Source organism: Bradyrhizobium sp. USDA 4011, from assembly GCF_054063415.1.
In genome coordinates, this window is record NZ_JBSSGG010000002.1 from 226194 (window position 1) to 253032 (window position 26839).

A 26839-nucleotide genomic window follows, 5' to 3' on the forward strand; every position below is an offset into this window, starting at 1 on the left:
CCTAGTCGCTCCGCACTTCGTCGACCGGAAACCTCAGCTTCTTTCGCGGCTGCGTCGACGGCGAGGGCGTTACGGCAGCGGTCTCTCCGTTGACGATGGACGGCGGAAGCGGCGCAACCGGCGTGCCGTTGTGGGTCATCTCGACGGAGCGCGGCTTGAAAGTCCCGAATTTTTCGATCAGTTCTTCCGTGCGCGCCAGCGCCGGTTGTTCGGCACCATAGGCCAGCACTCCAGTCAGGCGCGGAAGTCGTGCATCCGGAAGATCGGAGGTCTTCGGCGGCACTTGGTCCAGGGGCACCATGCCCATCGTCTCCAGTGCAGTGTCGAACAGATGGTTGAATCCTTCCTGGTGAGAGGCGTGGCCTGTCGGGGCGTGCTTTTTCGCCAGAATGAACTTCCGATGCATCTGCCACTGAAAGCGATTCAGGCCATGAGCCCGCTCATCCGTCGATTTCACATCGAATTCTTTCGGAAGATGCTCGTTCCCATGATCAAGGGCGGTCGGGTCGGCAACGATAGCGCGGCCGACGTCGAGGAGTGGGATGCGGATCCTAACAGGCGTCGGCACCTGCTCTCTCGGACCGAAGCAGCCGGATCGAGCCCTCATCGCCTGTAGTTGCTTGGACTGGTACACGATGTTGTCGCGTTGAATGCCGTGCCGGTCGGTAGTCGCATCGACTTCGAGTGACGGGATCAGATCCCAGCGCTCCATTTCCTCCTTGGTCATGACCTGGGGTCGATGCGAAGGAGACGTCGCGCCGGCGAGCCAACGTTCCTCGGGGGTATCGTAGTCCATTCCGCGCTGCTTGCGGCGCGCATAGACCTCGATGAGCCACATGTGCAGCAACATGATGAAGTCGTCGATGGTGATGATGGCTTCCAGCTTGGGCCGTCTGGCGCCCCGATGTTGCGGACTCGATCCGGTCGATCCCTTCAGCCAGTCGATGAAGTCCGATTCCAAGGTTCCAAACCAGCGCTCCACATACGGTTTCGTGTCAGGCTGGTGCGGGACGGCATGCTCGAAACCGATCTGGACACGCGCGAGAGCCCTACGCATCTGCTCGCTAACGAACTCTTTCGCGTTGTCGTATCTGATCTTTCTCGGCTTACCGTAAGCGAGCCATGAACCTCTGATTTGAGGAAATCGCTTCGCGAGCCAATGCTTCGGCCTGATGGCGTTGTCCAACGCCATCAGAGCGGGGTAGAGGCCGCCCGGCTCGAAGGATGGAAACAAACCGAGCGGATAGCCCGAGTGGGTGTCCAAGATGACGCAGACCCAAAAGCGGGGAATCGCTGCAGCCGACCAAGCTTTGCCAAACGGCGTCTGTCCGAGAATGCCGAGAAAATCGAACTTGTGGTGGTCGATTTCGGCGACGTCCAAGATGCGCGTCGGCCGCTCGAACTTGCCCGAGCCGCCGAACTCGAGGTCGGCCGCCTGTTTGCCTTTGTCTTTCGCCAGCCTGATCCAAGCGTTGTAGCGACGAAATTCGGTTTGAACCGTCGTCAGTTTGGCTTCTGGAAGAGGTTTTTCGAGCGGCTCCTTCTCGGCCTCTCCGTTCGCAATCCGCTCCTCGTTCGCGGCGTTGCGCGCCTCCGTCTCCCTATTCCTGTCTAATAGGGGCGCATTCCGTTTTGATATCTCGAGGTTGACGCGAATGAGAATCTTGGTCGGCCCGAACTTTGGCGAGATGTCGAGCATCTTCCTGATTTCCAGGGCGATGATGCTGAAGATCTCGTCCGGCAGCTTGCGCTTCCGGGCTTTGATCGCGTTCAGGTGCACGCAGGCGCGTTCCTGCATCTGCGTTTCCAGCTCCTTCTTCACCCAGCGCAGCAAGGAGCGGCTCGAATTGTTCGGCTGGAAGATCTTCCTGCCGGCGGGGAGGGCCTGGTTCTCCGCGAAGATCTCGGCGTTGACCTGCTCGATGATGAGGTCGGCGTTATGGTGGCTTCGATCGAACGGCTTCCCCGGCGGCGCGATGAGCATCCGGTTCACGAAGGCGGCGATGTACCGGTATTTCGTCTCCGCGAGGGTTCGCGGTCCTTGGTTGATAGTGCCGTAGGCCTTCGCGATCAGCGCGCGGGCCTCGTCCAATGATTTGGAGACGTCGAACGTCAGCCGCATTCGGCCCGGATGATAGTATTTTTCTTCGTCGAGCAGCTCGAAGAGTCTGGTGGTCGAATAGCGGGCGACTTCGCCGCGATCGACATTCAGGAAGAGGTGGGGGCCCTGGTCGGGCATCTTGCGCAAGAATCTGTGCGCAGCGTTGTCGATCAGGACGACCTGGTCGGCCTCGAGACCGTCGAACAGGATCGAATCCAATGAAGGCTCGATGTCGTTGCCTTCGGTCGCATGATAAGGAAGCGCAGTTTGCGGTTGTTCGGTGACGATATCCAGCATCAGACGTGTCCCTTGCGGACGATCGTGTCGCCGTCGATCGGCGAGAACGTGTCGATCGAGACGATATTTTCCGGGATGCGCGAGAGCACCACGCCGCGCGGGAAGATGGTCTCGGCCAGGATGGTTTCGCAGTGAGACATCGGCAATGAGCCGCCTGCCTCCATCAATGCCGAGACGAGCCGGTTCAGGTCCTCCGGTTCGATGTCCCAACGATCGTTCGCGATGATCTCATCGACGATATCCGGATCGCCCCAGCGCTTTGCAAGCCCGCGCTCCGTGACCACGCGCCAAGGCACGCCAGCGAGCCGGTAAGCGAGCCGGACGCGGCGTAGGCGAGCCCGCAGAAGCTTGGCGTCCTCCCATCTCGCCCTTCCGTCCTCGTCCCAATCCGCGGGCCTTGGCGGCCTGAGCTCCTCCCAACCCTTGACTTCGTAGCGCACGAAACGGGCAACCTTGACGGGGTATCGCACGAACGCCCCGTCTTCCTCGATCAGGTAGTCCGGGGTGTAGATCTCGTTCCGATGTTCGCCGAACAGATTCATCCGGATCGTCTCCGGTTGAGCCCAGACCCGCTTTACGCGCAGGAGGCAGTCGGCCGCCCTGACCAGACGTTCCTCGAACCCTCCTTCATGGATCAAGTGACGCCCCATCTTGCGGCTGAAATGGCCCCCGACCACGTGATTGCGCCGGCCAGTGATCACCTGCCGCGTGGCCTCGTTGTCTTCCAAACGGAAGACCTCGACGCCGTCGCAGAGATGCTCCCAGACCGGCGCGATCTTTCGACGATTACGTGGCATCGCGACCTTCGTCGAGAAGACGCATGGCCCGCGTTTCTTCGATATGATCGAGAAACGCCGTCAGGTACCTGACGCTGATGAACTCGATCGACCCATCGGTGTAGATGCGAGCCGGCCTACCGAATTGACCGTCGTGTCCATCTACGAACCGTTCGAGCTTCGCGAAGAAGCGCTCGGCTTCAGTCTTGCGGGTGAGCGAAGGGATAACGGGCATGGAAGACCTTTTCGCCAGAGAGTCGGAACGTGCAGCCGCTTGACGCTGCACGGATTCGGTCCGGCAAAAGATCACCAAGAAAGACTCTTGCGACTTGGAATCGGACGTGCGATTCTCGGTCGGCCAAGAGGATATCTTGGTCGTTCTGCCGAATGGTGACCGGAGACAATCCGGATATTGGCGGACATGGGTCTAAGGCTGGCTTTTGTGGGCGCCGAAGACCTTTCTAACTACGCGCGATCGGAGTCCGCTCCGGTCGCGCGTCTACGCAAGCTGGTGCATGATGTTGTCCTTGCCGCGCCGGTATGGCGCATCGCATTGAATAACATGCGCGTTTTGGAATCCTATCGAAATGAATCTGGTGGATTTCGGATGCGGTTTTTCGGTCGTTTTGCGGAAAATCATCTGAGTGGTCCTGATAGTGTCGCCAAATTTTGCGCCTATTGACTCTTGTCTTCGTTTGCTGCACGCGCGCGCGAAGTATGCGGCACCCCAGGCGCTAAGCGTCCCTCGTCGTAAAATATCGCCACGCACTCGCGATGCCGATTCCCAGCGCCGCTGCGACGACCTCGGGCGCCGCTCCGGATCGCGCGAGATCGAAGCCGATCGTGTTACGTAGCGAAGTCGGGACGGCCGAACGTGAGACCCCGGCTAAGCTCCTCGATCGACGGAAGGCGAGTTGAAACGAGCGCGCCGAAAGCCGGGTGCGCCGCTTGGTCACGAACAGCGGATCGTCGTCGCCGAGCTCGAACGGGACGTGATCGAGATATCCGTTTAGCCGATCGATCGCTTCTTGCGAGATCGTGGCCGGTCGAGGCTCGAGATGCGACTGGCGGACGAGGACGGCGGCAAGGATCGGGCTGAAGTCGCGAAGGTTCAACCCAACGATTTCGGCCGTCGTCAAGGCTGAAGTGGCTGCGACGTGGATCGCAGCCGAGTCGCGCATGCGCGTCCAGCTATCCTCGTGGTCCCAAGTCGAGAGAATAGTCTCGATGGATTCTTTCTCGACCGGTTCTCGGTGCACCCTGCCGCAAGGAGGAAGGCGGCAACTCAAGAGCTTTGAGCAGTCGTGCGACCCCTCCTGAGCAAGAAAGCGTGCGAAGTTTCGTAGACCTGCAAACCGCCTGTAGATGGTGGAGGCGGCGGCGCCGTCAGCGCTCCAAAGCTCCGCGACACGGTCGGCTGCCGACTGGTCCATCGCGACGACTGCGGAGATGTCGATGCTACCGATGGCCTCGGCGACATCCCTTAGATCTCGAGCGTAACAGTCGACCGTCGACGGGGCCGAGCCCGCCGTGGCAATGGCGTCGAGCCAGAAAATGCTGTCTGGAACGAAAGGTAGCGTCTGTTCCTGCGTGACCATGGAAACTCGCCAAGTTAGACTTCAAAAGTCAGGCGCCCGAGCCACCGCCGTAGCGCGTTCGGCAAGCGGCCATACCGAATGATGGCGGTCGTGCCTCTCGACGCGGCAGGCGCCGACCCGGGGCCGGCATGCCGGTCAAATGATTGGCGGCCTCCGCCAAGTCGATTTCGCAGCTCGAGATCGACGCAGAAGCGGAAACGTTCGGTATCCGGAGCGAACCTACGACACGCCCGCCTGGTTCGAACCCGCCAGGGCCGATCTCCACTGTTACGCAAAGCATATACGCCTCCATCATTTGCCTAGGGATTTTGAGTTCCGGGACGACGGTTGTCCTCGAACAGGATTCGGATCGCCTCGCCGGACAGGTGCCGCTTCTCGGCGAGGGCATTTGCGACGGCGACGATGGCGTCTTGATTACCCCGGACCAGCCGGGCGGCCCGCTTCTGCAGGCGGACCAGATCGGTTTCTACGCGCCGGCGCAGCGTCTTGTCCCGCGAAACGGCCTTGAGAACGCGACGGTAATCCGACGTAAAAGCGAGATCGTCTCCCAAACCCGTCGCATGAAGCGATGCGATCATCCGAGTGGCGATCGCCATGTCGCTCTCCTCATCAAGACCGCTGCCAACGGAAACTTCTCCAATCAGCAAATGCTCGGCAGCCCGACCGCACAAGGTAGCCACGACGCGGGCCTCGAAGTCGCGTCTTGTCGGAAGATCGCCGTCATCCTGGACTGACGTCGTCTGTCCGGCGGCGCCATCCCGCGTCCGGACGACGATGCCGCGCAGGGTGGCGCAACGCAGGACCAGGATGCCGACGGCGTGCCCGGCCTCGTGCACGCAGATTCGGCGCAAGCGCGCGGGTGGAATGGCCTCGTCGGGCAGCGCGACCGCACGGACGTCATCGGCGCGGAGCGACCGGTCCTCGCGACGGGCGATCCGTCTCGCATCGCGCGTCACCATCATGAGTTCGGCGCCCGTTGATCCCTCGAGGAGCCGTCCGAGCTCGGCACGCTCGCCGCTCTCGATCTCCGGCAGATAGTGGGAGAGAATGTTGATCGTGCCGGCGAGATCAGGACGCCGGACCTCGATGGCCTTTTCGTAGCGTCCCGGGCGCAAGAGCGCCGAGTCGATGCGATCGAGATAATTTGTGCAGGCGATGAAAATTGTCTCCTCGCCACGACCGCTGCCGCCGCGCGAAAAAGCATCGTCCAACCTGAGCATGAAGTTGGTCAAAACGGGTAACCACCAGTCACGGCCTCTACTAGAAATTGTGGATCGGTCTGGCAACGCGTCAAGCTCGTCCAATAGAAAAACACAACTATGGGTAGATATCATTTCGAACATGGCATTGGTCGCCTGCACGACCCCGCCGAGCGCTCCATCCGACCGAGCGAAAAGATCTGCGACCGAATAAGCGAGGAGGGGGCGATTCATATGCTTCGCCACCAGTTTTGCCAGGGTCGTCTTACCGGTTCCGGTTTCGCCGAACAGCACTACTGAACGGCTCAATTGGCTGAAAGGAACACGGTCTTTCAGATCGGTAGCCAAGTCTAAAAAAAATCGGCGAGCCGCGCCGTATTCGATGGCTGTCTGGAGTGACGGCAATCGATCGTCGCCTTCAGAACCGATCCGCCGCCTTGTGGCTCGCTCCATGCGGGTGACGATCTGGCGGGAGGTCGATCCGGGCCGGAAGGCGGCAGCCAAATCGTTGATGTCCAGGCCGGTGCCCACAAGAGCAGGCACGTCCGCGGTGACGGTACGGCTTAGATGCCTTTCGAGCACCTGCCGGAGGGCCTCGCCGGTTGGCGAGGACAAACGGATCGTGTGGTCCGCGCTCGCGATCAGCGTCGAGGGGAGGATATCTGACGACGTGGCGATGCCTACGACCGAGCGGCCGTCGACCAGAACCCCAGACACGCTGGAGTTTCCGACCGTCCCCTTGTGTTCGGAGCGGGAAGACCCGTCCCTGGCGATGATGTGCCAACGATCGCCGTACCGACGCTTCCAGAACCTTTCACAGGGGGAAACCCATGTCGCAGCGGGCACGATCACAATGATCGCTAACGGCGCCTTGCCGGAGACGGAGCGCCGCAGCGCCGACGTCAACGCTTCCTCGAATGCGACTTCGAGGATAGCGTCGGTCGGCAGGCGTTTTTTGTCGCCGGGCATTTCACTCTCCGGAATGTCGACTTCGATCGGACGCAGATCCCGAAAGCTCACTCGCGCAGTCTCGTCAGAGTTCTCGGTCCGAGCGGCGCCGATACAAGGTCCAGTGCGATGAGATCGATGCAGGCGAGAGCCATCACCGACGGCACCGGATCGCGGTCGGTCCGCAGGCTTTTCAAGAGATCCGCGAGCGGCATGGCTCCTTCGTCCGTCAGGGCGCCGAGGATCTGCAGGCGCAGGCCGATTTCGACCGAGTGGTCTGCGTGTTTCCAGACCATCCTCGCGTTCGTGCAGCCGGGCTCGTTGAGGATCTCGGACTCCGTCCGGACCAAAGGGCGAAGACCCAGATCGAGAAGGCTCTGCGCGACGAGTAGGCGCTGCGCCGTGGAGCGGCGTGGCCTGGCTTCGACGACATCCAAATGATAACGACCGTCGTCGCGCTGGATGACGACGGCATCTATCTTCGTCAGCGCGGTGGCGATCTGATCCTCCGACAGATACTCGATCGATCTAACAGTGGGGTCGAGCGAGGCCTGTACCAGCGCGTCCCGCATAAGATGATGCCGCACTGGTATCGCTCGGCCGCATTTTGCCGACACGAACTGACCCTTGCGGTCGAAGCCGCCACTCATCCTTTCGATGCGCATGAGTTCACCCACTTTCGCCGTGCGGATAACCGAATGAGTGGCTGGGTTCTTCCGCCAGGGCACGGAAAAGGCGCGGAAGCCGCAACCCGCGCTGCCAATCGATGGCTCCCATCTTCACGTCTCCTCGGTGCCGAACGGAGCGACGTCGACGAACGTGTCGCTCTCGCGGTCGTATCGGCCATGCAGGATACTCCGACGCTTTCCCACGACGCGCTCGAAGACGTAAGTGTCGTCACCAGGCTGAACCCGGACCGGTCGACGGCCCTCCGCGTGGGCCCCGCAGCGGGTCGTCACCCAGCGGCCGCCGTGCAGCCTGCCGGGTCCGCCGCAGACCTCGCAGGTGACAGCGCTCCGGGCCTCGGCGAGATCGACAGCCTCCTCGACCTTGGCGGCGGTCTCGGGAGAGAGGTCGCCCTCCCAATAGAAACGCAACGTTCCGAACTTCTCCTTGACTTGGATCGTATGGAAAGAGCCGCCGTCCGCCAGCACCGCGGCTCGGATCCGCCCGCACGCACGTGCCAGCAAGTCTTCCCAGCCGTCGTCGACCGACGGCCAGCCCTGGGCGCGCGGGGGATCGCCGACCGGCTGAAAGAGGTCGGCGTAGGTCGTTACCAGATCGGCGCGCCAGTCCCGACTGCGGTCAGCCATGGCGCTTCTCCTTCGCGATGTTCTCCGCCGGCGCGTGCACGAACGCGTCCGACGCCCAGTCGTATCGGACGCGTTCGAGAGTGGAGCGCCGTCTCACGATGCCCCGGCGCAGAAAGACATCGTGGAATCCCGAAATGACCGGAACGGCAGTACCCTGCTGGTGGCCCTTGCAGGCCGGGAAGATACGGAACGCGCTCGCGAACAGGCGACCCTGGGCGCCGCACTCGGCGCATGTCGAAAGCGATCGGGCCTCCGCGAGAGCAACGGCTTCTTCGACCTTGAGCGCCGACCGCTGCGGGAGCTCCGAACGGCTGGTCCAGTGGACGCGGAGAGCTCCGTGCTCAGCAACCATGTGCGTGAAGTAGACGGTGCCATCGCCCGACACGGCGGCCACGCGCTCGGCGAGCCGCGCCACGACGTTCTGCCAGCCATCGTGACACCTTGGATAGCCGGGTGCGAACGGCACGCCGCGAAAGGATCGCACGAACAGATTCGGATATCTCCGGATGAGGTCGTCTTGCCATGTCATCTCTTGGCTCCTGCAACTGGCGGCTTCACGAATTCCGTCGGCCTGTTCTCTGCTGCCGCAAAGCACTGGCCGCGCAACGCGATCAAGGCATCGGGCCCGAATTTCATGGAAAGGTCGGAGACGAGAGCGCGCCTGCACATCAGCGAGCACACGACGGGGAACGCATTGTTCAAGCCGATCGCACTGCCCAATTCCTTGATCGACATGCGCTGGTAGCTCAGGGCAGTCTCGATATCGGCGCGCAGGCTACGACCGACATCCAGTCCGCGGTGACCCCAGATGCGGTCGCTGTTGGTTGCGCGAGGCTCCGCCTGGATAGTATCCGCGTCGACCTCCACCCGAGCGATGCGATGCAGGTCGAGCGCGATCAGCAGCATTCCCTCGGAATCGAGATCGCGGTACTCGCGCTCGTCCACGATGTCGTATGCGACCGCTGTCTGCTTGAATTGCGCGACCAACATCCCGATCTCGACATCCCGGCCTGCGACCGACAACGACTCCACAAGCTCTAATGAGAGCACATCCGGATCGAGCGTCAGCTGGACAGCGAGTCTGTGAAGATTCGTGGCGCGGCCGGAACCGATCTTGGCTCGGCCGCTCGCCGAAAGGAGATCGATCGCCCGATATCGAGCTTGGGACTTTGAATGCGCCACCAATGTCTCCGACCTGTTCGGAAGGCGAAGTCTCGCAAAGGCGACGTGTTCGCATGGGGTCACCAGGCTTCGTCCTTGCGTGGGCAGATAGAGAGCAGGTGTAGTGCAGGGAGTCAAGATAGTTAGCTATCTAGAACTGGATGGGTAGCTATCTATGAATGCTGATGGCCTGTGGATATCTTCAAATAGCGGAAAATCCGGGCTTTCGCCCAAAGTGGCACAATGTTAGAGAGTGTATCAGATAGTCAGCTATCTAACGTCGAAGGAGAGGATCGTGCGCGCACCGAAGAAGGGAGCGTCCAAGGCTCGGAAACGATCGGACAAGAGGAGCCAACTCCTTGTCTACCTCCGGCCGACTCTCATCCGTCAGCTCAAGCTCGCCGCACTGGCGATGGGGCAGCCGGCGTACGAGCTTGCGGAGACCGCCATTGCGGAATGGCTGGAAAAGCGCCAGAGCGAGATCAGGCGGGCGGCCGCCGAGATTGCTGATGGCAACAAATGATCCTGCGGTCATGACCGGGCCCATTCGCTTCAATGCGGACCGCTACGTCGAATCCGGCTCTGCCGGCTTGTCCGTCCTGACTGGAAGATATAGGGACCGGTCAGGTAGGGGAGCCACCAGCCGCAGCGAGGCCTCTTTCGTCGGCGGAAACTGGGGTCTCAGCGGCGTTCCGGGGCGAGCCTGGGTATCAGGTCGTCTTCGGACGTCGTGATTGCCTTGCGCCGCCCGCCGCTGCAGGGCCTAAGAAGGATGCCGGATCCGACCTATAGTCCGCCGCGCCGATGATCTGATGCGCCGCAGGGGGCCTTTCACGGATATCTAGCACTGCCGTTCCGGTTAGCGTAGTAGTCTCGCCGCGGTGCCACCGAGTACGCGAGCGCGATCGGCGTGCGTCAGGAAGGGAAGCCCGAACCGCATATGATCAAGACATTCAAGATAGGTGCACGGTCGACGGGTAAGATCGGAGCCCCACATGATGCGGTCCGTACCGAAGGCGTCGAAGGTGCGTTGCGGATAGGGCATTAGCCGGCGAAACGGATAGGAGTCGTCGGTAGAGCAAGGCAGCGAGCTTGCCTTGACAGCGACGTTCGGAAGTCGCGCCTGGGCGAGAATCTCATCGAGATCGGCAAAACATTGCTCGTCACGCAATGCGCTTTGCGCCGTTTGCCGAACGCCTCAACTGCGCTGCCCTGGCCGCCACATTTCTTCCGCCGCTATTTCCTGGTTTTTTCCGAGGATAGCGACCGGGAGCGAGCCGAGACAGCCGTCGCAGCCTTCGCCAACATCAGGCGGCCAATATCGGCGTGATCATGCTCCGGCCGGACGGTGCGAAGCCGATAGTGCTGCTCGCGCCGAGTGGGCTGCCGTCCCCGACAGGCGACATCGGCTGCAGCGCCTCTGCCATCGCGGTAGATGGCGCGATGATTGGGTCGCTGCGCCAGTGGTGGATGAGTTCGACGAGAGTCGCGAACCGGCAACGTCCTTCCGCCGCTGACCTCACGCGGAATCACTGAACGTTTAAGACCAACATCAGCCCACCCCCACCGCCCTGCTCGACGTTGTTGTTGGCCGTGTGATGAGGGATATGGCAGTGGACCAACCACTTCCCCGGCCGGCGAGCGGTCCAAACAACGTCGTACCGTTGGCCCGGACCAACGTTCACGGTGTCCGCCTGATAACGGGCGCTTTCGGCGAGCGTGACGCCATCCACCGCCACGATCTCAAAAGGGCCGCCGTGCACATGCATGGGGTGGACGAAGTTGTTGTTGGTGCCGATGAAACGCAACTTTATCGTCTGGCCAACCCTCATCTGCACGGTGTCGGTCGCAGGAAAGGCCTTTCCATTGATGGTGAAGTAGTTGGGGAGCGCGCCCTCCATCAGCATCGCGGGATAGGTGAGCCATTCGCGCTTCAGCCACTCCTGAAGTTGTATCGTGTATTCAAGGTCCGCTTTGACCTCGGACGAGGGGTCCGCCGGCTGGATAATGAGCGCACCGTAGAGACCGAGTGCCTGCTGACGGTCGGGATGATCGTGGCTGTGATAGAAGTATGTGCCGTGCTGTCCGACGGTGTATTCGTAGCTGTGTGAACCGCCGGGCGGGACGGGCGGCTGGGTGATCTTTGCCGGCCCGTCCATCTCATTTGGTACGATTAGTCCGTGCCAATGCACCGTCGTGCTCTCGGGCAGCGCGTTGTGAAAGTTGATCCGGACGTGATCGCCTTCCGTCAATTCCAGCCGAGGCCCCGGAATTTGATGGTTATACGCGTAAGCCTGAACCGCAACGTCCGGTAAGATATTCCAGCGGATCGCGGAAGCCTCGATATCGAACACCTTGACGCCATTCTCCAGCCTTGGCTGAAGCACCTGGTCGCCGCGCGCCGTCGGCGGCGCTTCGTAGCCGACCTGTCGCGGCTTCACCGCTGCCATATCCCGCATGGCAGCGGCCGGCAGGTCGAACGTGTTGATCATTCCGGGCGGCATGATCGGGCCGTCCACATCGTGCGCGCTCAGGGTGAGGTTCACGTAGAAGCCCGGCCATACCATTCCGGTGACAAGCAGCAATGCTGTCACCCCCGCCAAAGCGGCCAGTTGCGGAACGGTCGCCTGGCTCCTCATCCCGGCGCGCCCATGATCATCACCGTGCCGATCGTGATGTCCGCCGTGTGCGTCGGACCGTTCGGTCATGAGCCCATGCTTGATGCCGGCGTGTACCATCCAAACGTTGAACGGATAGGCCGTGATGAACCCGACGATCACGCCAAGGGACATCACGCCCCAAAACGTCAGTTCGAGGGGATCCATGGCGCGCATATCACGCCCCATCATCAGGAAGCTCATCGTCGGCGCCATTCCCGCCATCATCGCATTCATGCTGATGAATTCCGGCATGAAGCTCATTTTCACGTTCTGCCAGTACGAACCGCCCATCATCCGCTTCATGAACAGCGACTGGAAGATGAAGAGCCCGAACGAGAATCCCGCCAGATATTCCACGATCAGATCGATCCACATCGGCAATCCGAGGAAGGCCGTCGTCGCTGCGGCAAAGATGATGCCGGTCGCGTCTCCGGCCACGCAGTGGATTGTGCTGCCGACCCCTGCTTCCACAGCGGGGAAGTGAATCGTTCGTGTTCTCCTGGCCGCGGCTCTTTGTCGGCGAGTACGTAGAGGAGCAGGCCGAACGGCCCCATGTAGAGCGTGATGAGGACGAACGCCCATTTCATCACGGCAGGCTCGGGATTTCCGGCGAACTGGTCGTACGCGACGTAGGCGGTCGAGATGACTGCTATAACGAACCAGCCGAGCAGAAAATAATCGTAGGGAAGGGCGATCACGGCTGCTCCAATGCGTTGTTCGTGACGAAACCGTCGCATAGGGTCTTCGTTCCTTTCTGACTCGAAGTGAGAAAATGTTGGGTTTTGCTGTAATATTTTTGACCCGCGAACGTCGCGGGCGCTCGGATATGCGCGATGTGGATCGACAAGCATGATTGAAACGATGCTGTATCCGGGCTCGACGGACCTATTGCGCGTGTTGATCGAGCGATGGCGACAGGACCCTGGGTCGACCTATCGCACGTGGTTCTTGTGGGATGAGCGCCTGAAGAACTTCCGGTCGATTCGGCGCGGCATCGCTCAGGTGGTCGAGGAGATCGGGGGCGGAACGTTCGGCAACGTGTACAGGGGCTCCTCCCTCGAAACGATCGTGGGGTCGATCGCGGAGCAGAGGCAGATCTTCAAAGGAGCCGATCACGCCTTCCTATGGAAACCGAAGCTTCGGATCCCGGACATCTATGAGGATGCCGGAAATCAGCGGGCTTTCGGTCAACTCCTGCATCACTGTTCTTGCTGCAGTACCGAGCAGGAGCTCGTCGAAGGAATCGACACGATCGATCGACTGAAGATCAAGGGTCTCGGGCCCGCTGTCGCCAATCTCCTGTACTTCCTGCACCCGACGCTGATGCCGCCATTCAACACCGCGATCGTGAACGGCTTCAATGCGATCACGGGCGCCAAGGTGAAGCTCGGCCGATGGGATCAATATCTTGGGATGCGAAGCGGCATCCTGGAGCTGAACCGCGCTTATCGGGATATTCTCTCCAACGATCTCGGCGCAATCGCGGGATTTCTGTTCGATGTCGGTACCGGGCGCTTCAGCGCGCCTCCTGTCGGCAATGGCGAGACAGCAAGAGACGCTTGGCTATCCGAGTTGTCGAAGGCGCGCGAGACCGCAAAAAGGCTCGAAGCTCCCATTGCGGCGGCGCGCGAGAACGATCTTACCCATACGGAAGTCCAAGCCTGGCTCCGCGACCTGGGCCTGGCGCTCGGTTATCGGATATGGATCGCTTCGAACGATCGGGGACGCTCATACAATGGCGCCATGTTGGCATCCGGTTGCATCGACCGTCTGCCCTCATCAATCGAAGATGCCGCGGGCGCAGAATCGATCCGGCTCATCGATGTGCTCTGGTTGGATGCCGCGAGCGATCGCGTGGTCGCTGCTTTCGAGGTCGAACACACGACCTCGATTTATTCCGGGATCGTCCGCATGCTCGATCTGGCGCTAAGCGGCGACCTGCATACCGCGGGCGGACTGTTTCTGGTCGCTCCGGACGGCAGGGAGGACGAGGTGCGTAATCAACTTCGTCGGCCGGCGTTCAGTCGCGTCGCTGACTTGCAGGTACGCTACCTGCCGTATGGCGAGCTGGAGCGGAACAAGGATGCGATCGCCCGCTTCGGGACAGGCATGAAAGGCATTCAGGCGATCGCGCGACTTCTTTGACCCGTCAGACCCGCGTCGTCCGCAGTCGCAGCGCGTTGCCGACCACGCTGACGGAGGACAGCGCCATCGCGGCCGCAGCGACGATCGGCGACAGCAGCAGTCCCAGCGTCGGATACAGGACTCCGGCCGCAATAGGGATACCTGCGGCGTTGTAGGCGAAAGCAAAGAAGAGGTTCTGCCTGATGTTCCTCATGGTGGCGCGTGACAACCGCCGCGCACGGACGATGCCGTTGAGATCTCCCTTGAGAAGAGTGACGCCCGCGCTCTCCATCGCCACGTCCGTTCCCGTGCCCATGGCGATGCCCACTTCGGCCGCCGCCAAAGCCGGCGCGTCGTTGACGCCGTCGCCCGCCATGGCGACGCTTCGTCCGTCCTTCTGCAGCTTTGCGACGACCGCACTCTTCTGATCGGGCAGTACCTCGGCTTCGACATCCGCAATGCCGAGTCTCCGGGCGACCGCCTCGGCCGTGGTCCGGTTGTCGCCCGTCAGCATGATGACCCTCACGCCCTCGGCGGCCAGGTCGCGCAGCGCCTCGGGCGTCGACTGCTTCACGGGATCGGCGATGGCCAAAATGCCCGCGAGCCTGCCGTCGGCGGCCATGTTGATGACGGTTGCACCTTCACCGCGCTGACGCTCGGCTTCGCTTTCGAGGGCAGATGTATCGACACCCTCCGAACGCAGGAAAGTCGCGTTGCCGAGGAGGATTTTCTTGCCCTCTACCGTTCCGAGGGCGCCTCTGCCGACCGGCGAGTCGAAGTCCTTGACGTCGGCCGTCTGAATTCCGCGATCCTTGGCCGCATTGACGATGGCATCCGCCAGCGGATGTTCGCTGGCGCGTTCGACGCTGGCGGCGAGCCGCAGCACGTCCGCCTCCGAATATCCACTGACCGGTACGATCGCGACGACCTTCGGTTTGCCTTCGGTCAAAGTGCCGGTCTTGTCGACGACAAGAGTGTCTATCTTCTCCATATGCTCAAGCGCCTCGGCGTTCTTGATGAGCACGCCCGCTTGTGCGCCGCGCCCGACCCCGACCATGATGGACATCGGGGTCGCCAGGCCGAGCGCGCACGGGCAGGCGATGATGAGAACACTGACCGCCGCGACGAGACCGAAGGCGAGGCGGGGCTCTGGACCGTAGACGGCCCAAGCGGCGAAAGCCGCGACAGCGATCACGATGACCGCCGGAACGAACCAACCCGCGACCTGATCCGCCAAACGCTGGATGGGCGCGCGCGAGCGCTGCGCCTGCGCCACCATCTGCACGATCTGAGACAACATCGTATCGCTGCCGACCTTTTCGGCCCGCATGACGAATCCGCCGGAGCGGTTGAGCGTGCCGGCGATCACCTTGCCGCCGACCTCCTTGCTGACCGGCATGGATTCGCCAGTCACCATCGACTCGTCGAGCGAAGATCGGCCCTCGACGATCTCGCCGTCGACTGGCACCTTTTCCCCCGGGCGGACGCGCAAACGATCGCCCGGCCGGAGCTCCGCGATCTGGACTTCCTCGTCAGAGCCGTTCTCCCGGATGCGGCGTGCCGTTTTCGGCGCGAGGTCCAATAGCGCCTTGATCGCTCCGGAAGTGGCTTCTCGCGCGCGCAACTCGAGCACCTGCCCGAGAAGCACCAGTACCGTGATGACCGCGGCCGCTTCGAAATACACGGCCACTGCGCCGTCATGACCCCGGAACGTCGAAGGAAACGCAGCGGGAAGAACCGTCGCCACCACGCTGTAGACCCAGGCGACTCCCGTACCCATCGCGATCAGCGTGAACATGTTCAGATTGCGCGTCACGACCGACTGCCAGCCGCGGACGAAGAACGGCCACCCTGCCCATAGGACGACCGGCGTCGCGAGAACGAACTGGATCCAATTGGAAAGCGACTGGTCGATCCAACCGTGAGCACCGACGAGGTGAGCGCCCATCTCGAGGACCACGACCGGAACGGAGAGGGCGAGACCCACCCAAAACCGACGGGTCATATCGACCAGCTCGGGATTGGGCCCCGCGTCCGCGGTGGCGAGCTCGGGTTCGAGCGCCATGCCGCAGATGGGGCAATTGCCTGGTCCAACCTGGCGGACCTGCGGATGCATCGGGCAGGTGTAGATCGTGCCTTCGGGCACGTCAGCCTGCGTTTTCTTCATCTCTCCGTGTAGATATTTCGCCGGATCTTCCGCGAACTTCGTCCTGCAACGGTCCGAACAGAAGTAGAAGCTCCGACCTCCGTGCTCGGCCTTGTGACGAGCCGTGTCCGGGTCCACCTCCATTCCGCAAACGGGATCCACCGTGGTCCCCTGCGCGCCACCATGATGATGGTGGTGAGCATGGTGCTCGGAAGCCGATGCGGTGGACTGGCAGTGTCCGCAGCAGTTCTTGTCGGTCTTCTCGGAATTCGGCGTGTCTGGCCGAGCCATCGTCAGCTCCATCTTGCGGAATGTACCCTAGGGGGGTATATACGTGGCATGAGAAACGACATCAAGGCTACGTGCCAGAAACGTTTGAACCGCATCGAAGGTCAGGTTCGCGGCCTGGCGAAGATGGTCGGAGAGGATCGGTATTGCATCGACATCGTCACCCAGATCTCGGCGGTCAGGGCGGCGCTTCGCCGCGTCGAGGAAGAGATCCTGCGGGATCACGTGTCCCATTGCGTGGAACATGCGATCCGCAGCGGCGACAAGGCGGATCAAAGGCGAAAGATCGCCGAGCTGATGGACGTCGTGGGCCGAGCGAACAGGTAGCGCCGATGGGATCACCAATGATTGAGCTGGATCAAAGATTCTGCATGTCCCTGGGCTATGGTATCCTCCGGGCTGATAAGGTGTTGTCCGGCTAAGGAAGTGATGGCGAGCAAGTAACAACGATGCGGTTCGTCCGAACGATTCTGGCATTCGCGATTGCCGCCTCCTTGGCGCTGGCGCCGCTCGGCGCGTCCGCGACGGGCTTGGCTATGACCGCGTCGGACAGCACTTCCACGATGCAAATGGAAGCGTCGGCCGACATGTCGATGGATTGCTGCCCGGACGACACGACAGGCACGCCCATCCACAGCGAACACCACAAGTGCGGTTCGGGATTTTGCTGCGTAGGCAGCCTGACCGCGCTTGGAGACGTGCGAAGCATCGCGTTCCGTTTCGACCCTGCCGCGGAACGTAAAGCAGCCATCCCGGCGGACCAGATCGTCACGGTCCAGGCAGGCAATCCTCCTTTTCGACCTCCTCGAATCTGATCTCACAAAGCCCGACGTCGCGCAGCAGCCTGCGACGACTGACGTGCGCGCTCCTAGCGCCACGACCGAGATCACATCATGAGGACAGGACAATGCTTTCCAAGTTCAGCACCGCGGCTTTGGCCGCCACGATTTCGCTCGCCGCGTCGGCCGCCATGGCGGGCGCCGGCGACTACGCCTTCGAACCCGTCAATCCGGAGATGAAGAAGGGCGACGATGTCACGCTCGCCGTTCGCTTGACCAACAAGCAGACCGGCAAGCCGGTATCGGACGCCGTGATCTTCAGGACACGGGTCGACATGGCTCCGGACGGGATGGCCGAAATGGAATCGCCGGTCGAGCCGCTGCCGTCAAAGGAGCCCGGCGTCTACGCTTTCAAGACCGATCTGCCGATGGCCGGCCGCTACCAGGTCACGCTCTCGGCGAAGGTTCAGGGTGAGGCGGAGACCGTCACCGGCAAGCTGATCGTCAAGGCGATCAAGTAGCACCCATCGGGTGCCGCTCGCCGGCGCCCGACATCCCGTTTTTCAGTCGTTCGGATGCGCGCTGCTGCGCGCGAGGACAACACGCCATGAATACCTTTCGTTTTCTGACTACTCTCGCGGTGGGCGGCGGCTTGAGCTTGGGGGCCTACTGGTACTTGAACGATGGGCGCTGGCCCGTCCGTACCGACATGGCTGCGGTTGCCGCAGCGGCAGACCGAACGCCGCTCTTCTATCGTGATCCGGGCGGAGAGCCGTTTTGGTCTGCCGGACCGAAAAAGGACGACCACGGACGGGATTATCTGCCCGTCTACGATGACGGCCAGACGGTCGACGAGCCGGCAAAGCCAAGGCAGCAGGCGAATTCTTCCCGCAGGATCCTCTACTATCGTAATCCGATGGGTCTCCCGGACACCTCGGCCGTGCCGAAGAAGGATCCGATGGGGATGGACTACGTCCCCGTTTACGAAGGCGATGACGCCGACGACGGGTCCGTGAAGCTGTCGCCCGGCAAGATTCAGCGCACCGGCGTCAAGTCGGAGCCGGTCGAGCGGCGCGCGATCCGAGTCTCGGTGAAGGTGCCCGGTACGATCCAGCTGGACGAGCGTCGGGTGTCCGTAATCGCCATGCGAGCCGAAAGCTTCCTCCAGAAGGTCGCGGACGTGACCACCGGAACGCGCGTCCGGGCGGGCCAGCCGCTGATGCAGATCTACAGTTCGGCGGTGGCTTCCGCGGCCGCGGAATACTTTGCGACGGTCACTTCCAAGACGGTAGGGGGCGTCGAAGTGTATGGCCGTGGGTCGCGCCAGCGACTTACGAACCTTGATGTGCCCGACCAATTCATCGCCGAGATAGAGAAATCTCACGTCGCGCCCGTCAACGTGCAGTGGTTGGCTCCGCGGGACGGCATCGTGCTCGAGCGCAACGCCATCGAGGGTATGCGGGCCAACCCAGGCGACGTGCTGTTCCGGATCGCCGACATCTCGGTGGTCTGGGCCCTGGTCGACGTGGCCGAACGCGATCTCGGGAACATCGCGGTCGGTCAGCCGGTCGAGGTCCGCGCCCGGAGTTTCCCCGGGCGGAGCTTCGCCGGAAAGATCTCGGTCATCTACCCGCAGGTGAACCGCGACACGCGGACCGCACGCGTCCGGATCGAACTCACCAACCCGGACTTCGCGCTGCTGCCCGATATGTATGTCGATGCCACGATCGACACCGCGGATGCCGCGCCAGTTCTGGCCGTGCCGGACAGCTCGGTGCTCGACACCGGCAGCCGGCAGGCGGTTCTGGTTGACAAGGGAGAAGGGCGCTTCGAGCCGAGGGAGGTGCAGCTCGGCCGCCGCGGCGGCGGCTACATCGAGGTGCGGAACGGCCTTGCCGACGGCGAGGCGGTGGTTACCTCGGCCAACTTCCTGATCGATGCGGAAAGCAACCTGAAAGCGGCGCTTAAGGGGTTCGCAGAAGCTGCGCCACAAGATCCCAGTGCCGCCGGCGACCACGCAATGGGAGAGCACAAATGATCACCCGCATCATCGCCTGGTCCGCCCGCAACCTGCTGCTTGTACTGTTCGGCACCGGCTTCGCGGCCGCGGCCGGACTATACGCGCTCGTCCACCTTCCACTGGATGCGATTCCGGACCTCTCTGACACGCAGGTCATCGTCTACACCGAGTATCCCGGCCAAGCGCCGCAGGTAATCGAGGACCAGGTCACCTATCCGTTGACGACGGCGATGCTGACGGTACCGAAATCGAAGGTCGTGCGCGGCTTTTCGTTCTTCGGGGTATCGTTCGTCTACGTGATCTTCGAGGACGGCACCGACATCTACTGGGCGCGATCGCGCGTGATGGAGTTTCTGAACAGCGCGACGTCGAGATTGCCCGCAGGTATCACTCCGACCATCGGTCCTGACGCCACGGGGGTCGGCTGGGTCTACCAGTACGCCGTCATGTCCAAGGAATTGAATCTCGCGGACACCCGCACGATCCAGGATTGGAACCTCAAGTTCGCACTGGCCAAGGCCGAGGGCGTCGCCGAGGTCGCCAGCATCGGCGGGTTCGTCAAACAGTACAACGTCGTGCTCGATCCGCAGCGGATGCGGGACCGTGGCATCAGCATGCAAAAGGTCCGAGAGGCCATCCGCGCCAGTAACGCCGACGTCGGAGGCCGCACTGTCGAACTGTCCGAGTTCGAGTACGTCATCCGCGGCAAGGGCTACGTCAAGAACATCAACGATCTCGGCAACATCGTGCTGAAGACCTCCGGAGGCACCCCGGTGCTGCTCCGGGACGTCGCCAACGTCGAGCTTGGGCCGGACGAGCGGCGTGGTATCGCCGAGCTGAACGGCGAGGGAGAGGTCGCGAGCGGTATCGTGCTGCAGCGCTTCGGCGTCAACGCTCTGGACGTCATCGAGAACGTCAAGAAGCGGTTCAAGGAGATCGCGAGCAGCCTGCCGAATTCGGTCGAGATCGTGCCGGTCTACGATCGGTCCAACCTTATCTTCGCCGCTATCGATACCCTCAAGCACACGCTCTTCGAGGAGAGCATCGTCGTCGCGCTGGTCTGCATCGTGTTCCTGCTGCACGTCCGCAGCGCATTGGTCGCGATCCTTATGCTGCCGGTCGGCGTTTTAATGGCGTTCGGCGCCATGATGCTGCTGGGGTTGGGCTCAAACATCATGAGTCTCGGCGGCATCGCGATAGCGATCGGAGCCATGGTGGACGCCGCGATCGTCATGATAGAAAACGCTCACAAGCACCTCGAACGTGCGAAGCCGGATCAGTCACGGGTTCAGATTTTGATCGACGCTGCCTCCGAAGTCGGGCCGGCGCTGTTCTTTAGCCTGCTGATCATCACGGTGTCTTTCATGCCGATCTTCACGCTGGAATCGCAGGAGGGACGGCTGTTCAGTCCGCTGGCATTCACAAAGACCTTCTCGATGGCGGCCGCGGCTCTGCTATCCGTCACCTTGGTGCCGGCTCTCATGGTGATCTTCGTGCGCGGCCGGATCGTCCCCGAGAGCAGAAATGTCATCAACCGCTTCCTGATTTGGATCTACCGGCCGGTAATCAAGGGCGTCCTGCGAGCCAAGACGCTGGTCATCCTCGCTTCGGTGGGAGTCCTTGCAGCTTCGGTCTGGCCCGCGCGACAGCTCGGTACCGAGTTCATGCCGTCGCTCAACGAGGGGACCCTTCTTTACATGCCTACCACGCTGCCGGGAATCTCGGTCACGAAGGCCGCCGAACTGATGCAGATGCAGGATCGGATCATAAAGTCGTTCCCGGAAGTCGCGTCCGTCTACGGCAAGGCGGGAAGGGCGGCCACAGCGACGGACCCGGCGCCGACCGAGATGTTCGAAACGGTCGTGAATCTCAAACCAAAGGAACAGTGGCGGCCCGGGATGACCGTCGACGGCCTGATTGCGGAAATGGACAAGGCATTGCAATTCCCGGGCGTCTCCAACGCCTGGACCATGCCGATCAAGGCGCGCATCGACATGCTGTCGACAGGCATCCGCACTCCGATCGGAGTCAAGGTGATGGGCACCGACCTGGTCGAGATCGATCGGCTCGCCAAACAGATCGAACGCGTGATCAAAGCCGTGCCCGGCACTTCGTCGGCGTACGCCGAGCGGGGCATCGGCGGTTACTATCTGGAGATCGTTCCGGATCGCGAGGCGCTGGCTCGCTACGGGATCCTGATCCAAGACTTGCAGGACACCATCGCGGCCGCGTTGGGAGGTCAGACCGTCACCACCACGGTGGAGGGCAGGCAGCGCTTCACGGTGAACATGCGCTACCCGCGCGATCTCCGCGACAATCCGAAGGCCATTGCCAATGACATCCTGGTTCCGATGCCGGCGGGCGGCGCCGTGCCGCTGGGCGAAGTCGCCAAAGTCGAACCGGCCCGCGGGCCGACGTCGATCCGGACGGAGAACGGGCAGCTTGCGACCTACATCTACGTGGACATTCGGGATCGCGACATCGGAAGCTACGTGACGGACGCGCAGCGCGCCGTCACCGACAGTATCCAATTCCCAGCCGGCTATTATGTGGTCTGGAGCGGTCAATACGAATACATGCAGCGCGCGGCTGCCCGTTTAAGGATCGTGGTTCCGGTGACGCTCACGATCATCTTCCTGCTGCTATATTTGAACTTCAAGGCATTGACTGAAACCCTGATCGTGATGCTCTCGCTGCCGTTCGCGCTGGTGGGCGGAATCTGGATGATGTGGTGGCTCGGCTTCAATCTCTCCGTCGCCGTCGCCGTCGGGTTCATCGCACTGGCGGGAGTCGCCGCAGAGACGGGCGTGGTGATGCTGATCTATCTGGATCATGCACTGGCCGAGATGAAGGCCAGGCGCAGCGCGGAGGGCCGAGCCTTCAGCCGACGTGATGTCCATGCTGCCATCATGGAGGGGGCGGTCGAGCGCGTCCGCCCCAAGATGATGACCGTAGTGGCAATCATGGCGGGACTACTGCCCATCATGTGGAGCACGGGAACGGGATCGGAGATCATGCAGCGCATTGCCGTGCCGATGATCGGCGGGATGACGTCCTCCACGTTGCTGACGTTGATCGTGATTCCGGCGATCTTCGGCCTGGTGAAGGGACGCGGGCTTCCGGAGGGCGACGCAACGACCGGGCTTGCTACTGACGACCCGCAGGATGTGCCAAGGGCTGCGTGAATCGGGAATTTGGACAGAACGGCATCGCGAGGGCACATGAATGGGCTTGCAACGATCGAGGCGGACGGCGGCGTATGCGTTCGCCCGAGCGCACGATCATGGTCCGAACCGGCTTTGGCAGAAGAGTGGCAAAACAAAACGGAGCGAAACGTGAAAGAACGAACCTCTATTATGACCCGGCGATCGCTTGTGACACTGTTGGCCGCGGCGGCCCTGATCAAGCCCGCCGAGGCGATCGCACAAGGAACCGCAATCACGGTGCACAAGGACCCGAACTGTGGATGCTGTACTTTTTGGGTGCAGCATATGCGCGACGCCGGATTCTCCGTTCGGGTCGAGGAAACCGCGGATATTGCGTCGGTTCGGGCTCGTCTCGGCATTCCGCCGAGGTTGGCTGGGTGTCACACGGCGGAGGTCGGTGGCTATCTCGTTGAGGGCCATGTGCCGGCGGATGCCATTCGGCGCCTCCTCTCGGAGACTCCCGATGCGAAGGGCATCGCCGTGCCGGGCATGCCGGTGGGATCGCCCGGTATGGAAAGTGGACATCCGCCGCAACCCTATACGGTCATACTGTTCGGGGCGGATGGCCAAAAGCCTTTCATGCGCTTCGTCGGCAAGCAGGTGATTGACTGATCGCGAACGAAGCGACGCCCTGGATGAACTCGCCACGACTTCACTTCTATCGCATGCGAAAGCGATGTCAGGTGTACGTTACGAAGACCCAGGATGGCGCCAGTCGGCAAGACCGAGCAGTTGACTCCGCCCGGGGAGGGAAAAATATCGCGCTCTCCTTTACCGAGCCGATCGTCCCCGCCGAGCAACGCGCTCGACGGACTTAGAGATTTGCGTGAGCGAGGTCGTAAAATCGGGGATATCGACCATAGCCAGTAGCAGCCCAGCAATCCAGAACAGGTTCTCGTGGGTGAACATCCCTAAAAGCCCCAGGGTGGCGACAATCTGATATTGCACCTTCTGTTCCGTGTGAGCGATGTGCTCCGGTAGATGGTGCAGACGTAACATCAAGACGCCGAACATGAAGACGAACAGCACCAGGAATATTCCCATGGCGATCATCAACGGATCCCGCTGCTCGGCCCCAGCAACGAACCAAGGCAGATGAACGCCGGGAAATTGCGCTTGTTGCTCCGTCATTGGCGGCCCCTTACTGTCCCGGGACATAGGGACCTGCCCCGATCGATCATTGATCCAAGTCAATTACCGGCTTCGCTGAGCCGCTGTGCCTTCCGCTTGACCTATAGAGATGACCTGACGCGAGTGAATTGCGACCTCTCACAGGTAAGACCCGGAACGCCGAGACCGCACGAAAGCAATTTCGACCAGACTTCCTCCGCTGTTTCCGCGAACTTGAAAAGGTCGCAGTCGGATCTGTCGATCGTGCCGCTTTCGATCAGCGCCTCGAAGTTGACGGCGGACCGCCAGTAGTGCTCGTCGAACAGCACGATGGGAATGGCGGGCGACTTCTCCGTCTGTCTCAGCGTAAGGATCTCGAACAGCTCATCGAGCGTGCCGAAACCGCCGGGGAATGCGACGAGCGCATTGGCGCGCATGGCGAGGTGCATCTTTCTCATCGCGAAGTAGTGAAATCGGAGCGTCAGGGCGGGCGTGGAGTAGGGATTGGGCTGCTGCTCCTTGGGAAGCGTGATGTTGAACCCGATGGAAGGCGCTCCCGCATCCGATGCACCGCGGTTTGCGGCTTCCATGACGCCGGGACCGCCGCCGGTCGCGATCACGTTGTCTCGGATGCCGCCGTTCGAGGTCAAGGCGCCACCACGCTCGGAAGCCAGGCGCGCGAAGGCGCGCGCTTCTCGATACCATCGCGAGTGCGGTTCAGGTCCGTCCTCTCGCACCCGCGCAGAACCAAAGACGACGATGGTGGAGCGCACCCCCCACGACCTCAGGTATTCCTCAGCCTTGGCGTACTCCAGCATGAAACGCATGCCGCGCATGGAATCGCCGAGCAGAAAATCCTGATCGAGCGCAGCCAGCGAATAGGCCGGCGAACGGATCTGCTCCGCGTTGGAAGTCGACGAGTTCTCAGTCGACCTTGTCGGCTTGTCTTCCATCGCTGCACCTATGCCACTGCTCGTTGCCTTCTATTCCGTCCTCCAATCGCAATTCTTGAGTTACGTCAACGAACTCGCGGAATCCGTTCGTATATTCCCGCAAACGCGGTCGTAGGTGTTCGAGCCGCCAAGGCACGAACGAAACTGCGGTCGAGCCCGCGAATGGGCCAAGGGCAAGGAAACGAAGGGGGGACCGAATGACTCTAAGATTGTCTTTCTTGGGTGGGGCAGGGACCGTTACAGGCTCCAAGTATCTTCTGGACTCCGGATCGCATCGCATTCTTGTCGATTGCGGCCTCTTTCAAGGAAAGCGGACTCTCCGGGAAATGAATTGGACAAGCTTCCCCGTCCACCCAGCGAGCATTTCGGCCGTCGTCCTTACTCATGCCCACCTGGATCATTCGGGCGCACTGCCGCTGCTGGTGAAGCAGGGCTTCGCGGGTCCTATCGTCTGTTCGGAGGCGACCGCCGCACTCTGCGAGGTACTGCTGCGCGATTCGGGCCACATCCAGGAGCAGGACGCACTGTTTGCCAACAAGCATGGGTTCTCGAGACACAAGCCGGCCCTTCCTCTCTACGGCGTGAAGGATGCCGAAGCTGCGCTGCGGCTACTGAGGCCGATCTCGTTTCGCCGCGAACATGCCCTGCCTGGCGGAGGACACACAGTGCTCCGACACGCTGGGCACATCCTTGGTGCAGCATCGGTCGAGCTGGAGTGGAATCTAACGTCGATCGTCTTCTCGGGGGATCTGGGGCGGCAAGACGATCCTATCATGTTGCGGCCGGAAGCCCCTACGCAGTCCGACTACCTTATCGTCGAATCGACATACGGAGACCGCTCTCATCCGACCATCGATCCGCAGCGCGAACTTGAGGAAATCGTCGCAACGACGACCAAACGAGGCGGCACGGTGGTCATTCCGGCCTTCGCGGTCGGTCGGGTCCAGGTGCTCCTCCACTACTTCGAACGCATCAAATCGGCCGGAGGGCTTACCAACGTGCCGATCTTCCTGGATAGTCCGATGGCGGTCGACGCCAGCGATATCTTCTGCAGGTTCAAATCGGATCACAAGCTCACGCATGAGGAATGCCGCAGGACATGCGCCGTCGCGACCTATATCCGCTCGGTCGAGGATTCGAAGCGTCTTGGCGGCAGCCCGATTCCCAAGGTCATCATTTCCGCGAGCGGAATGGCTACCGGCGGCCGGGTGCTTCATCACTTGAAGCGTTTCGCGCCGTATCAGAAAAATACGATCCTCTTCGTAGGCTACCAGGCCGAGGGCACTCGGGGGGCCGCGATGACGTCGGGAGCGAAGTCAGTCCGTATTCATGGCGAGGATGTACCTGTCGCTGCGGAGGTCCGGAACATAGAAGCTCTGTCAGCGCACGCCGACGCCAATGAGATCCTGACGTGGCTAAAGAGCATCGGAGGCGCTCCAAAGACGACGTTCATCACTCACGGTGAGCTGCGAGCCTCGAAGGCGCTACAGGCGCGAGTTTCGGCCGAACTCGGTTGGACCAGTCTCGTTCCGGAGCAGGGTCAGGAAGCTCTGTTGGCTTGAACCAATCCCGACCGACGGCAGTGATCCGACGCGTTCGGACCGAAGGATCACTGCCCTGCGATCACTGATCCTTCTTGGGGCCCATGTGATGCGGCACATCCGTCTTGGGACCTCCGCCGTAGTGATGGCTGCCGCCCGATCCGCTCTTCGACCCCGTGCTTTTCTTCTTGCCCATGTGATGCGATTCCGTCTTCGGCCCGCCCGAATAGTGGTGACCACCATCGTTCGATGGAGTCGTTTGTGCCATGGCGGGGGCGATGGCGAAGGACAAAACGGTGGTGGCCACGAGCAACTTGCGCGCGTTCATATGATTCTCCTGTTCGGTCTTGATGATGATCGCAAGCGATCAAACCAGATGTCTGAAGCGGAGACAATGCAGCGCGAACATCGGTCGGAGTAGTTGAGCGAGATCAATAATCGTCGTGTGGATGATGTAGTCGATGCACAAATTGAAGGCGCGGAGACGCGACGCAAGAGACGATGTATTCTTACAGAGTTCGTTCAAATTCTTTTTCACTCAGCTCAGCATCGTTTGCGACGAACGACGTGTCGATTCATTACGCCGATCTGAGCAAAAAGTTTTTCTTGGCGATTGGCT

General features: G+C 61.5%; 24 protein-coding genes and 1 pseudogene. 10 read left to right on the plus strand and 15 right to left on the minus strand.

Annotation, left to right across the window (positions count from 1 at the left end; translation table 11 throughout):
* Position 1: 1 nt before the first annotated feature.
* From ACVW1C_RS41420 to ACVW1C_RS41430, 3 genes are read right to left on the minus strand one after another with little or no spacing between them, the layout of a single operon-like run.
* Positions 2–2398: an integrase catalytic domain-containing protein gene (locus ACVW1C_RS41420; RefSeq protein ID WP_456763317.1), complete on the minus strand. Its 2397-nt coding sequence runs from the start codon at positions 2396–2398 to the stop codon at positions 2–4.
* Positions 2398–3126 carry a hypothetical protein gene (locus ACVW1C_RS41425; protein WP_155253161.1) on the minus strand — a complete coding sequence of 243 codons (729 nt, stop codon included), beginning with the start codon at positions 3124–3126 and terminating at the stop codon, positions 2398–2400. The genes ACVW1C_RS41420 and ACVW1C_RS41425 overlap by 1 nt, the downstream gene beginning before the upstream one ends.
* A 58-nt stretch (positions 3127–3184) precedes the next feature.
* Positions 3185–3409, minus strand: coding sequence for a hypothetical protein (locus tag ACVW1C_RS41430; RefSeq protein ID WP_028133014.1), 225 nt, complete (start codon positions 3407–3409; stop codon positions 3185–3187).
* A gap of 186 nt (positions 3410–3595) precedes the next feature.
* On the opposite strand from ACVW1C_RS41430, the gene ACVW1C_RS41435 reads away from it, so the two are divergent.
* Positions 3596–3856: a hypothetical protein gene (locus ACVW1C_RS41435; protein WP_155253159.1), complete on the plus strand. Its 261-nt coding sequence runs from the start codon at positions 3596–3598 to the stop codon at positions 3854–3856.
* A 52-nt stretch (positions 3857–3908) separates the two neighbouring features.
* Here the strand turns inward: ACVW1C_RS41435 and ACVW1C_RS41440 are convergent, their stop codons facing one another.
* The 6 genes from ACVW1C_RS41440 to ACVW1C_RS41465 all read right to left on the minus strand — a co-directional run bounded on the left by ACVW1C_RS41440 (position 3909) and on the right by ACVW1C_RS41465 (position 9414).
* Entirely contained in the window at positions 3909–4772 is an 864-nt protein-coding gene (locus ACVW1C_RS41440; RefSeq protein ID WP_028133013.1) for a tyrosine-type recombinase/integrase, read from the minus strand.
* Positions 4773–5071: 299 nt separating this feature from the next.
* Positions 5072–6991, minus strand: coding sequence for an AAA family ATPase (locus tag ACVW1C_RS41445; protein ID WP_049819837.1), 1920 nt, complete (start codon positions 6989–6991; stop codon positions 5072–5074).
* Complete coding sequence (locus tag ACVW1C_RS41450; RefSeq protein WP_245269295.1) at positions 6988–7584, minus strand: hypothetical protein; 597 nt, start codon at positions 7582–7584, stop codon at positions 6988–6990. Before ACVW1C_RS41450 ends, ACVW1C_RS41445 begins: the two co-directional genes overlap by 4 nt.
* A 114-nt stretch (positions 7585–7698) precedes the next feature.
* Entirely contained in the window at positions 7699–8232 is a 534-nt protein-coding gene (locus tag ACVW1C_RS41455; protein ID WP_049819836.1) for a hypothetical protein, read from the minus strand.
* Positions 8225–8761, minus strand: coding sequence for a hypothetical protein (locus ACVW1C_RS41460; protein WP_028133011.1), 537 nt, complete (start codon positions 8759–8761; stop codon positions 8225–8227). The genes ACVW1C_RS41455 and ACVW1C_RS41460 overlap by 8 nt, the downstream gene beginning before the upstream one ends.
* Positions 8758–9414, minus strand: coding sequence for a hypothetical protein (locus ACVW1C_RS41465; protein ID WP_028133010.1), 657 nt, complete (start codon positions 9412–9414; stop codon positions 8758–8760). The genes ACVW1C_RS41460 and ACVW1C_RS41465 overlap by 4 nt, the downstream gene beginning before the upstream one ends.
* 274 nt (positions 9415–9688) lie before the next feature.
* On the opposite strand from ACVW1C_RS41465, the gene ACVW1C_RS41470 reads away from it, so the two are divergent.
* Positions 9689–9916: a hypothetical protein gene (locus ACVW1C_RS41470; RefSeq protein WP_049819883.1), complete on the plus strand. Its 228-nt coding sequence runs from the start codon at positions 9689–9691 to the stop codon at positions 9914–9916.
* A gap of 336 nt (positions 9917–10252) precedes the next feature.
* Here the strand turns inward: ACVW1C_RS41470 and ACVW1C_RS41475 are convergent, their stop codons facing one another.
* Together ACVW1C_RS41475 and ACVW1C_RS41480 are read right to left on the minus strand one after the other, a co-directional pair.
* On the minus strand, positions 10253–10564 hold the full coding sequence (locus tag ACVW1C_RS41475; protein ID WP_080672073.1) for an amidohydrolase family protein: 312 nt from the start codon (positions 10562–10564) through the stop codon (positions 10253–10255).
* Positions 10565–10922: 358 nt separating this feature from the next.
* Positions 10923–12751 (minus strand): annotated as a pseudogene (locus tag ACVW1C_RS41480) (DUF4396 domain-containing protein).
* 151 nt (positions 12752–12902) lie between these two features.
* Between ACVW1C_RS41480 and ACVW1C_RS41485 the strand changes: the two are divergent.
* Entirely contained in the window at positions 12903–14198 is a 1296-nt protein-coding gene (locus tag ACVW1C_RS41485; RefSeq protein ID WP_210164224.1) for a type II restriction endonuclease, read from the plus strand.
* A 4-nt stretch (positions 14199–14202) separates the two neighbouring features.
* Here the strand turns inward: ACVW1C_RS41485 and ACVW1C_RS41490 are convergent, their stop codons facing one another.
* Positions 14203–16614, minus strand: a complete 2412-nt coding sequence (locus tag ACVW1C_RS41490; protein WP_028133008.1) for a heavy metal translocating P-type ATPase — start codon at positions 16612–16614, stop codon at positions 14203–14205.
* A gap of 48 nt (positions 16615–16662) precedes the next feature.
* Here ACVW1C_RS41490 and ACVW1C_RS41495 point away from each other — a divergent pair, with 48 nt between their 5' ends.
* The 6 genes from ACVW1C_RS41495 to ACVW1C_RS41520 all read left to right on the plus strand — a co-directional run bounded on the left by ACVW1C_RS41495 (position 16663) and on the right by ACVW1C_RS41520 (position 23228).
* Entirely contained in the window at positions 16663–16938 is a 276-nt protein-coding gene (locus ACVW1C_RS41495; protein ID WP_028133007.1) for a metal-sensitive transcriptional regulator, read from the plus strand.
* A gap of 122 nt (positions 16939–17060) precedes the next feature.
* A complete protein-coding gene (locus tag ACVW1C_RS41500; RefSeq protein ID WP_028133006.1) occupies positions 17061–17426 on the plus strand; it encodes a hypothetical protein in 366 nt (121 codons plus the stop codon).
* A gap of 92 nt (positions 17427–17518) precedes the next feature.
* Positions 17519–17911, plus strand: coding sequence for a FixH family protein (locus ACVW1C_RS41505; RefSeq protein WP_028133005.1), 393 nt, complete (start codon positions 17519–17521; stop codon positions 17909–17911).
* Between the two features lie 86 nt (positions 17912–17997).
* Complete coding sequence (locus ACVW1C_RS41510; protein ID WP_028133004.1) at positions 17998–19428, plus strand: efflux RND transporter periplasmic adaptor subunit; 1431 nt, start codon at positions 17998–18000, stop codon at positions 19426–19428.
* On the plus strand, positions 19425–22595 hold the full coding sequence (locus ACVW1C_RS41515; RefSeq protein ID WP_028133003.1) for an efflux RND transporter permease subunit: 3171 nt from the start codon (positions 19425–19427) through the stop codon (positions 22593–22595). Before ACVW1C_RS41510 ends, ACVW1C_RS41515 begins: the two co-directional genes overlap by 4 nt.
* A 36-nt stretch (positions 22596–22631) precedes the next feature.
* A complete protein-coding gene (locus ACVW1C_RS41520; RefSeq protein WP_311765986.1) occupies positions 22632–23228 on the plus strand; it encodes a DUF411 domain-containing protein in 597 nt (198 codons plus the stop codon).
* Positions 23229–23387: 159 nt separating this feature from the next.
* Here ACVW1C_RS41520 and ACVW1C_RS41525 read toward each other — a convergent pair whose 3' ends face one another.
* Both ACVW1C_RS41525 and ACVW1C_RS41530 read right to left on the minus strand, forming a co-directional pair.
* Positions 23388–23747: a hypothetical protein gene (locus ACVW1C_RS41525; RefSeq protein WP_155253157.1), complete on the minus strand. Its 360-nt coding sequence runs from the start codon at positions 23745–23747 to the stop codon at positions 23388–23390.
* 101 nt (positions 23748–23848) lie between these two features.
* Positions 23849–24679, minus strand: a complete 831-nt coding sequence (locus ACVW1C_RS41530; protein WP_049819833.1) for an LOG family protein — start codon at positions 24677–24679, stop codon at positions 23849–23851.
* Between the two features lie 197 nt (positions 24680–24876).
* Here ACVW1C_RS41530 and ACVW1C_RS41535 point away from each other — a divergent pair, with 197 nt between their 5' ends.
* Positions 24877–26241, plus strand: a complete 1365-nt coding sequence (locus tag ACVW1C_RS41535) for an MBL fold metallo-hydrolase (RefSeq protein WP_028133001.1) — start codon at positions 24877–24879, stop codon at positions 26239–26241.
* A gap of 61 nt (positions 26242–26302) precedes the next feature.
* On the opposite strand, the gene ACVW1C_RS41540 is transcribed toward ACVW1C_RS41535, so the two are convergent.
* Complete coding sequence (locus tag ACVW1C_RS41540; protein ID WP_028133000.1) at positions 26303–26548, minus strand: hypothetical protein; 246 nt, start codon at positions 26546–26548, stop codon at positions 26303–26305.
* Between the last annotated feature and the right edge of the window lie 291 nt (positions 26549–26839).

What these genes read in the sequence shown, in the direction of transcription:
- ACVW1C_RS41420 (WP_456763317.1), bottom strand. Translation starts at nt 2,398, where the DNA reads ATGCTGGATATCGTCACCGAACAACCGCAAACTGCGCTTCCTTATCAT.
- ACVW1C_RS41430 (WP_028133014.1), bottom strand. Translation starts at nt 3,409, where the DNA reads ATGCCCGTTATCCCTTCGCTCACCCGCAAGACTGAAGCCGAGCGCTTC.
- ACVW1C_RS41435 (WP_155253159.1), top strand. Translation starts at nt 3,596, where the DNA reads ATGGGTCTAAGGCTGGCTTTTGTGGGCGCCGAAGACCTTTCTAACTAC.
- ACVW1C_RS41440 (WP_028133013.1), bottom strand. Translation starts at nt 4,772, where the DNA reads ATGGTCACGCAGGAACAGACGCTACCTTTCGTTCCAGACAGCATTTTC.
- ACVW1C_RS41450 (WP_245269295.1), bottom strand. Translation starts at nt 7,584, where the DNA reads ATGCGCATCGAAAGGATGAGTGGCGGCTTCGACCGCAAGGGTCAGTTC.
- ACVW1C_RS41455 (WP_049819836.1), bottom strand. Translation starts at nt 8,232, where the DNA reads ATGGCTGACCGCAGTCGGGACTGGCGCGCCGATCTGGTAACGACCTAC.
- ACVW1C_RS41460 (WP_028133011.1), bottom strand. Translation starts at nt 8,761, where the DNA reads ATGACATGGCAAGACGACCTCATCCGGAGATATCCGAATCTGTTCGTG.
- ACVW1C_RS41485 (WP_210164224.1), top strand. Translation starts at nt 12,903, where the DNA reads ATGATTGAAACGATGCTGTATCCGGGCTCGACGGACCTATTGCGCGTG.
- ACVW1C_RS41490 (WP_028133008.1), bottom strand. Translation starts at nt 16,614, where the DNA reads ATGGCTCGGCCAGACACGCCGAATTCCGAGAAGACCGACAAGAACTGC.
- ACVW1C_RS41495 (WP_028133007.1), top strand. Translation starts at nt 16,663, where the DNA reads ATGAGAAACGACATCAAGGCTACGTGCCAGAAACGTTTGAACCGCATC.
- ACVW1C_RS41500 (WP_028133006.1), top strand. Translation starts at nt 17,061, where the DNA reads ATGCGGTTCGTCCGAACGATTCTGGCATTCGCGATTGCCGCCTCCTTG.
- ACVW1C_RS41505 (WP_028133005.1), top strand. Translation starts at nt 17,519, where the DNA reads ATGCTTTCCAAGTTCAGCACCGCGGCTTTGGCCGCCACGATTTCGCTC.
- ACVW1C_RS41510 (WP_028133004.1), top strand. Translation starts at nt 17,998, where the DNA reads ATGAATACCTTTCGTTTTCTGACTACTCTCGCGGTGGGCGGCGGCTTG.
- ACVW1C_RS41515 (WP_028133003.1), top strand. Translation starts at nt 19,425, where the DNA reads ATGATCACCCGCATCATCGCCTGGTCCGCCCGCAACCTGCTGCTTGTA.
- ACVW1C_RS41520 (WP_311765986.1), top strand. Translation starts at nt 22,632, where the DNA reads ATGAATGGGCTTGCAACGATCGAGGCGGACGGCGGCGTATGCGTTCGC.
- ACVW1C_RS41525 (WP_155253157.1), bottom strand. Translation starts at nt 23,747, where the DNA reads ATGACGGAGCAACAAGCGCAATTTCCCGGCGTTCATCTGCCTTGGTTC.
- ACVW1C_RS41530 (WP_049819833.1), bottom strand. Translation starts at nt 24,679, where the DNA reads ATGGAAGACAAGCCGACAAGGTCGACTGAGAACTCGTCGACTTCCAAC.
- ACVW1C_RS41535 (WP_028133001.1), top strand. Translation starts at nt 24,877, where the DNA reads ATGACTCTAAGATTGTCTTTCTTGGGTGGGGCAGGGACCGTTACAGGC.
- ACVW1C_RS41540 (WP_028133000.1), bottom strand. Translation starts at nt 26,548, where the DNA reads ATGAACGCGCGCAAGTTGCTCGTGGCCACCACCGTTTTGTCCTTCGCC.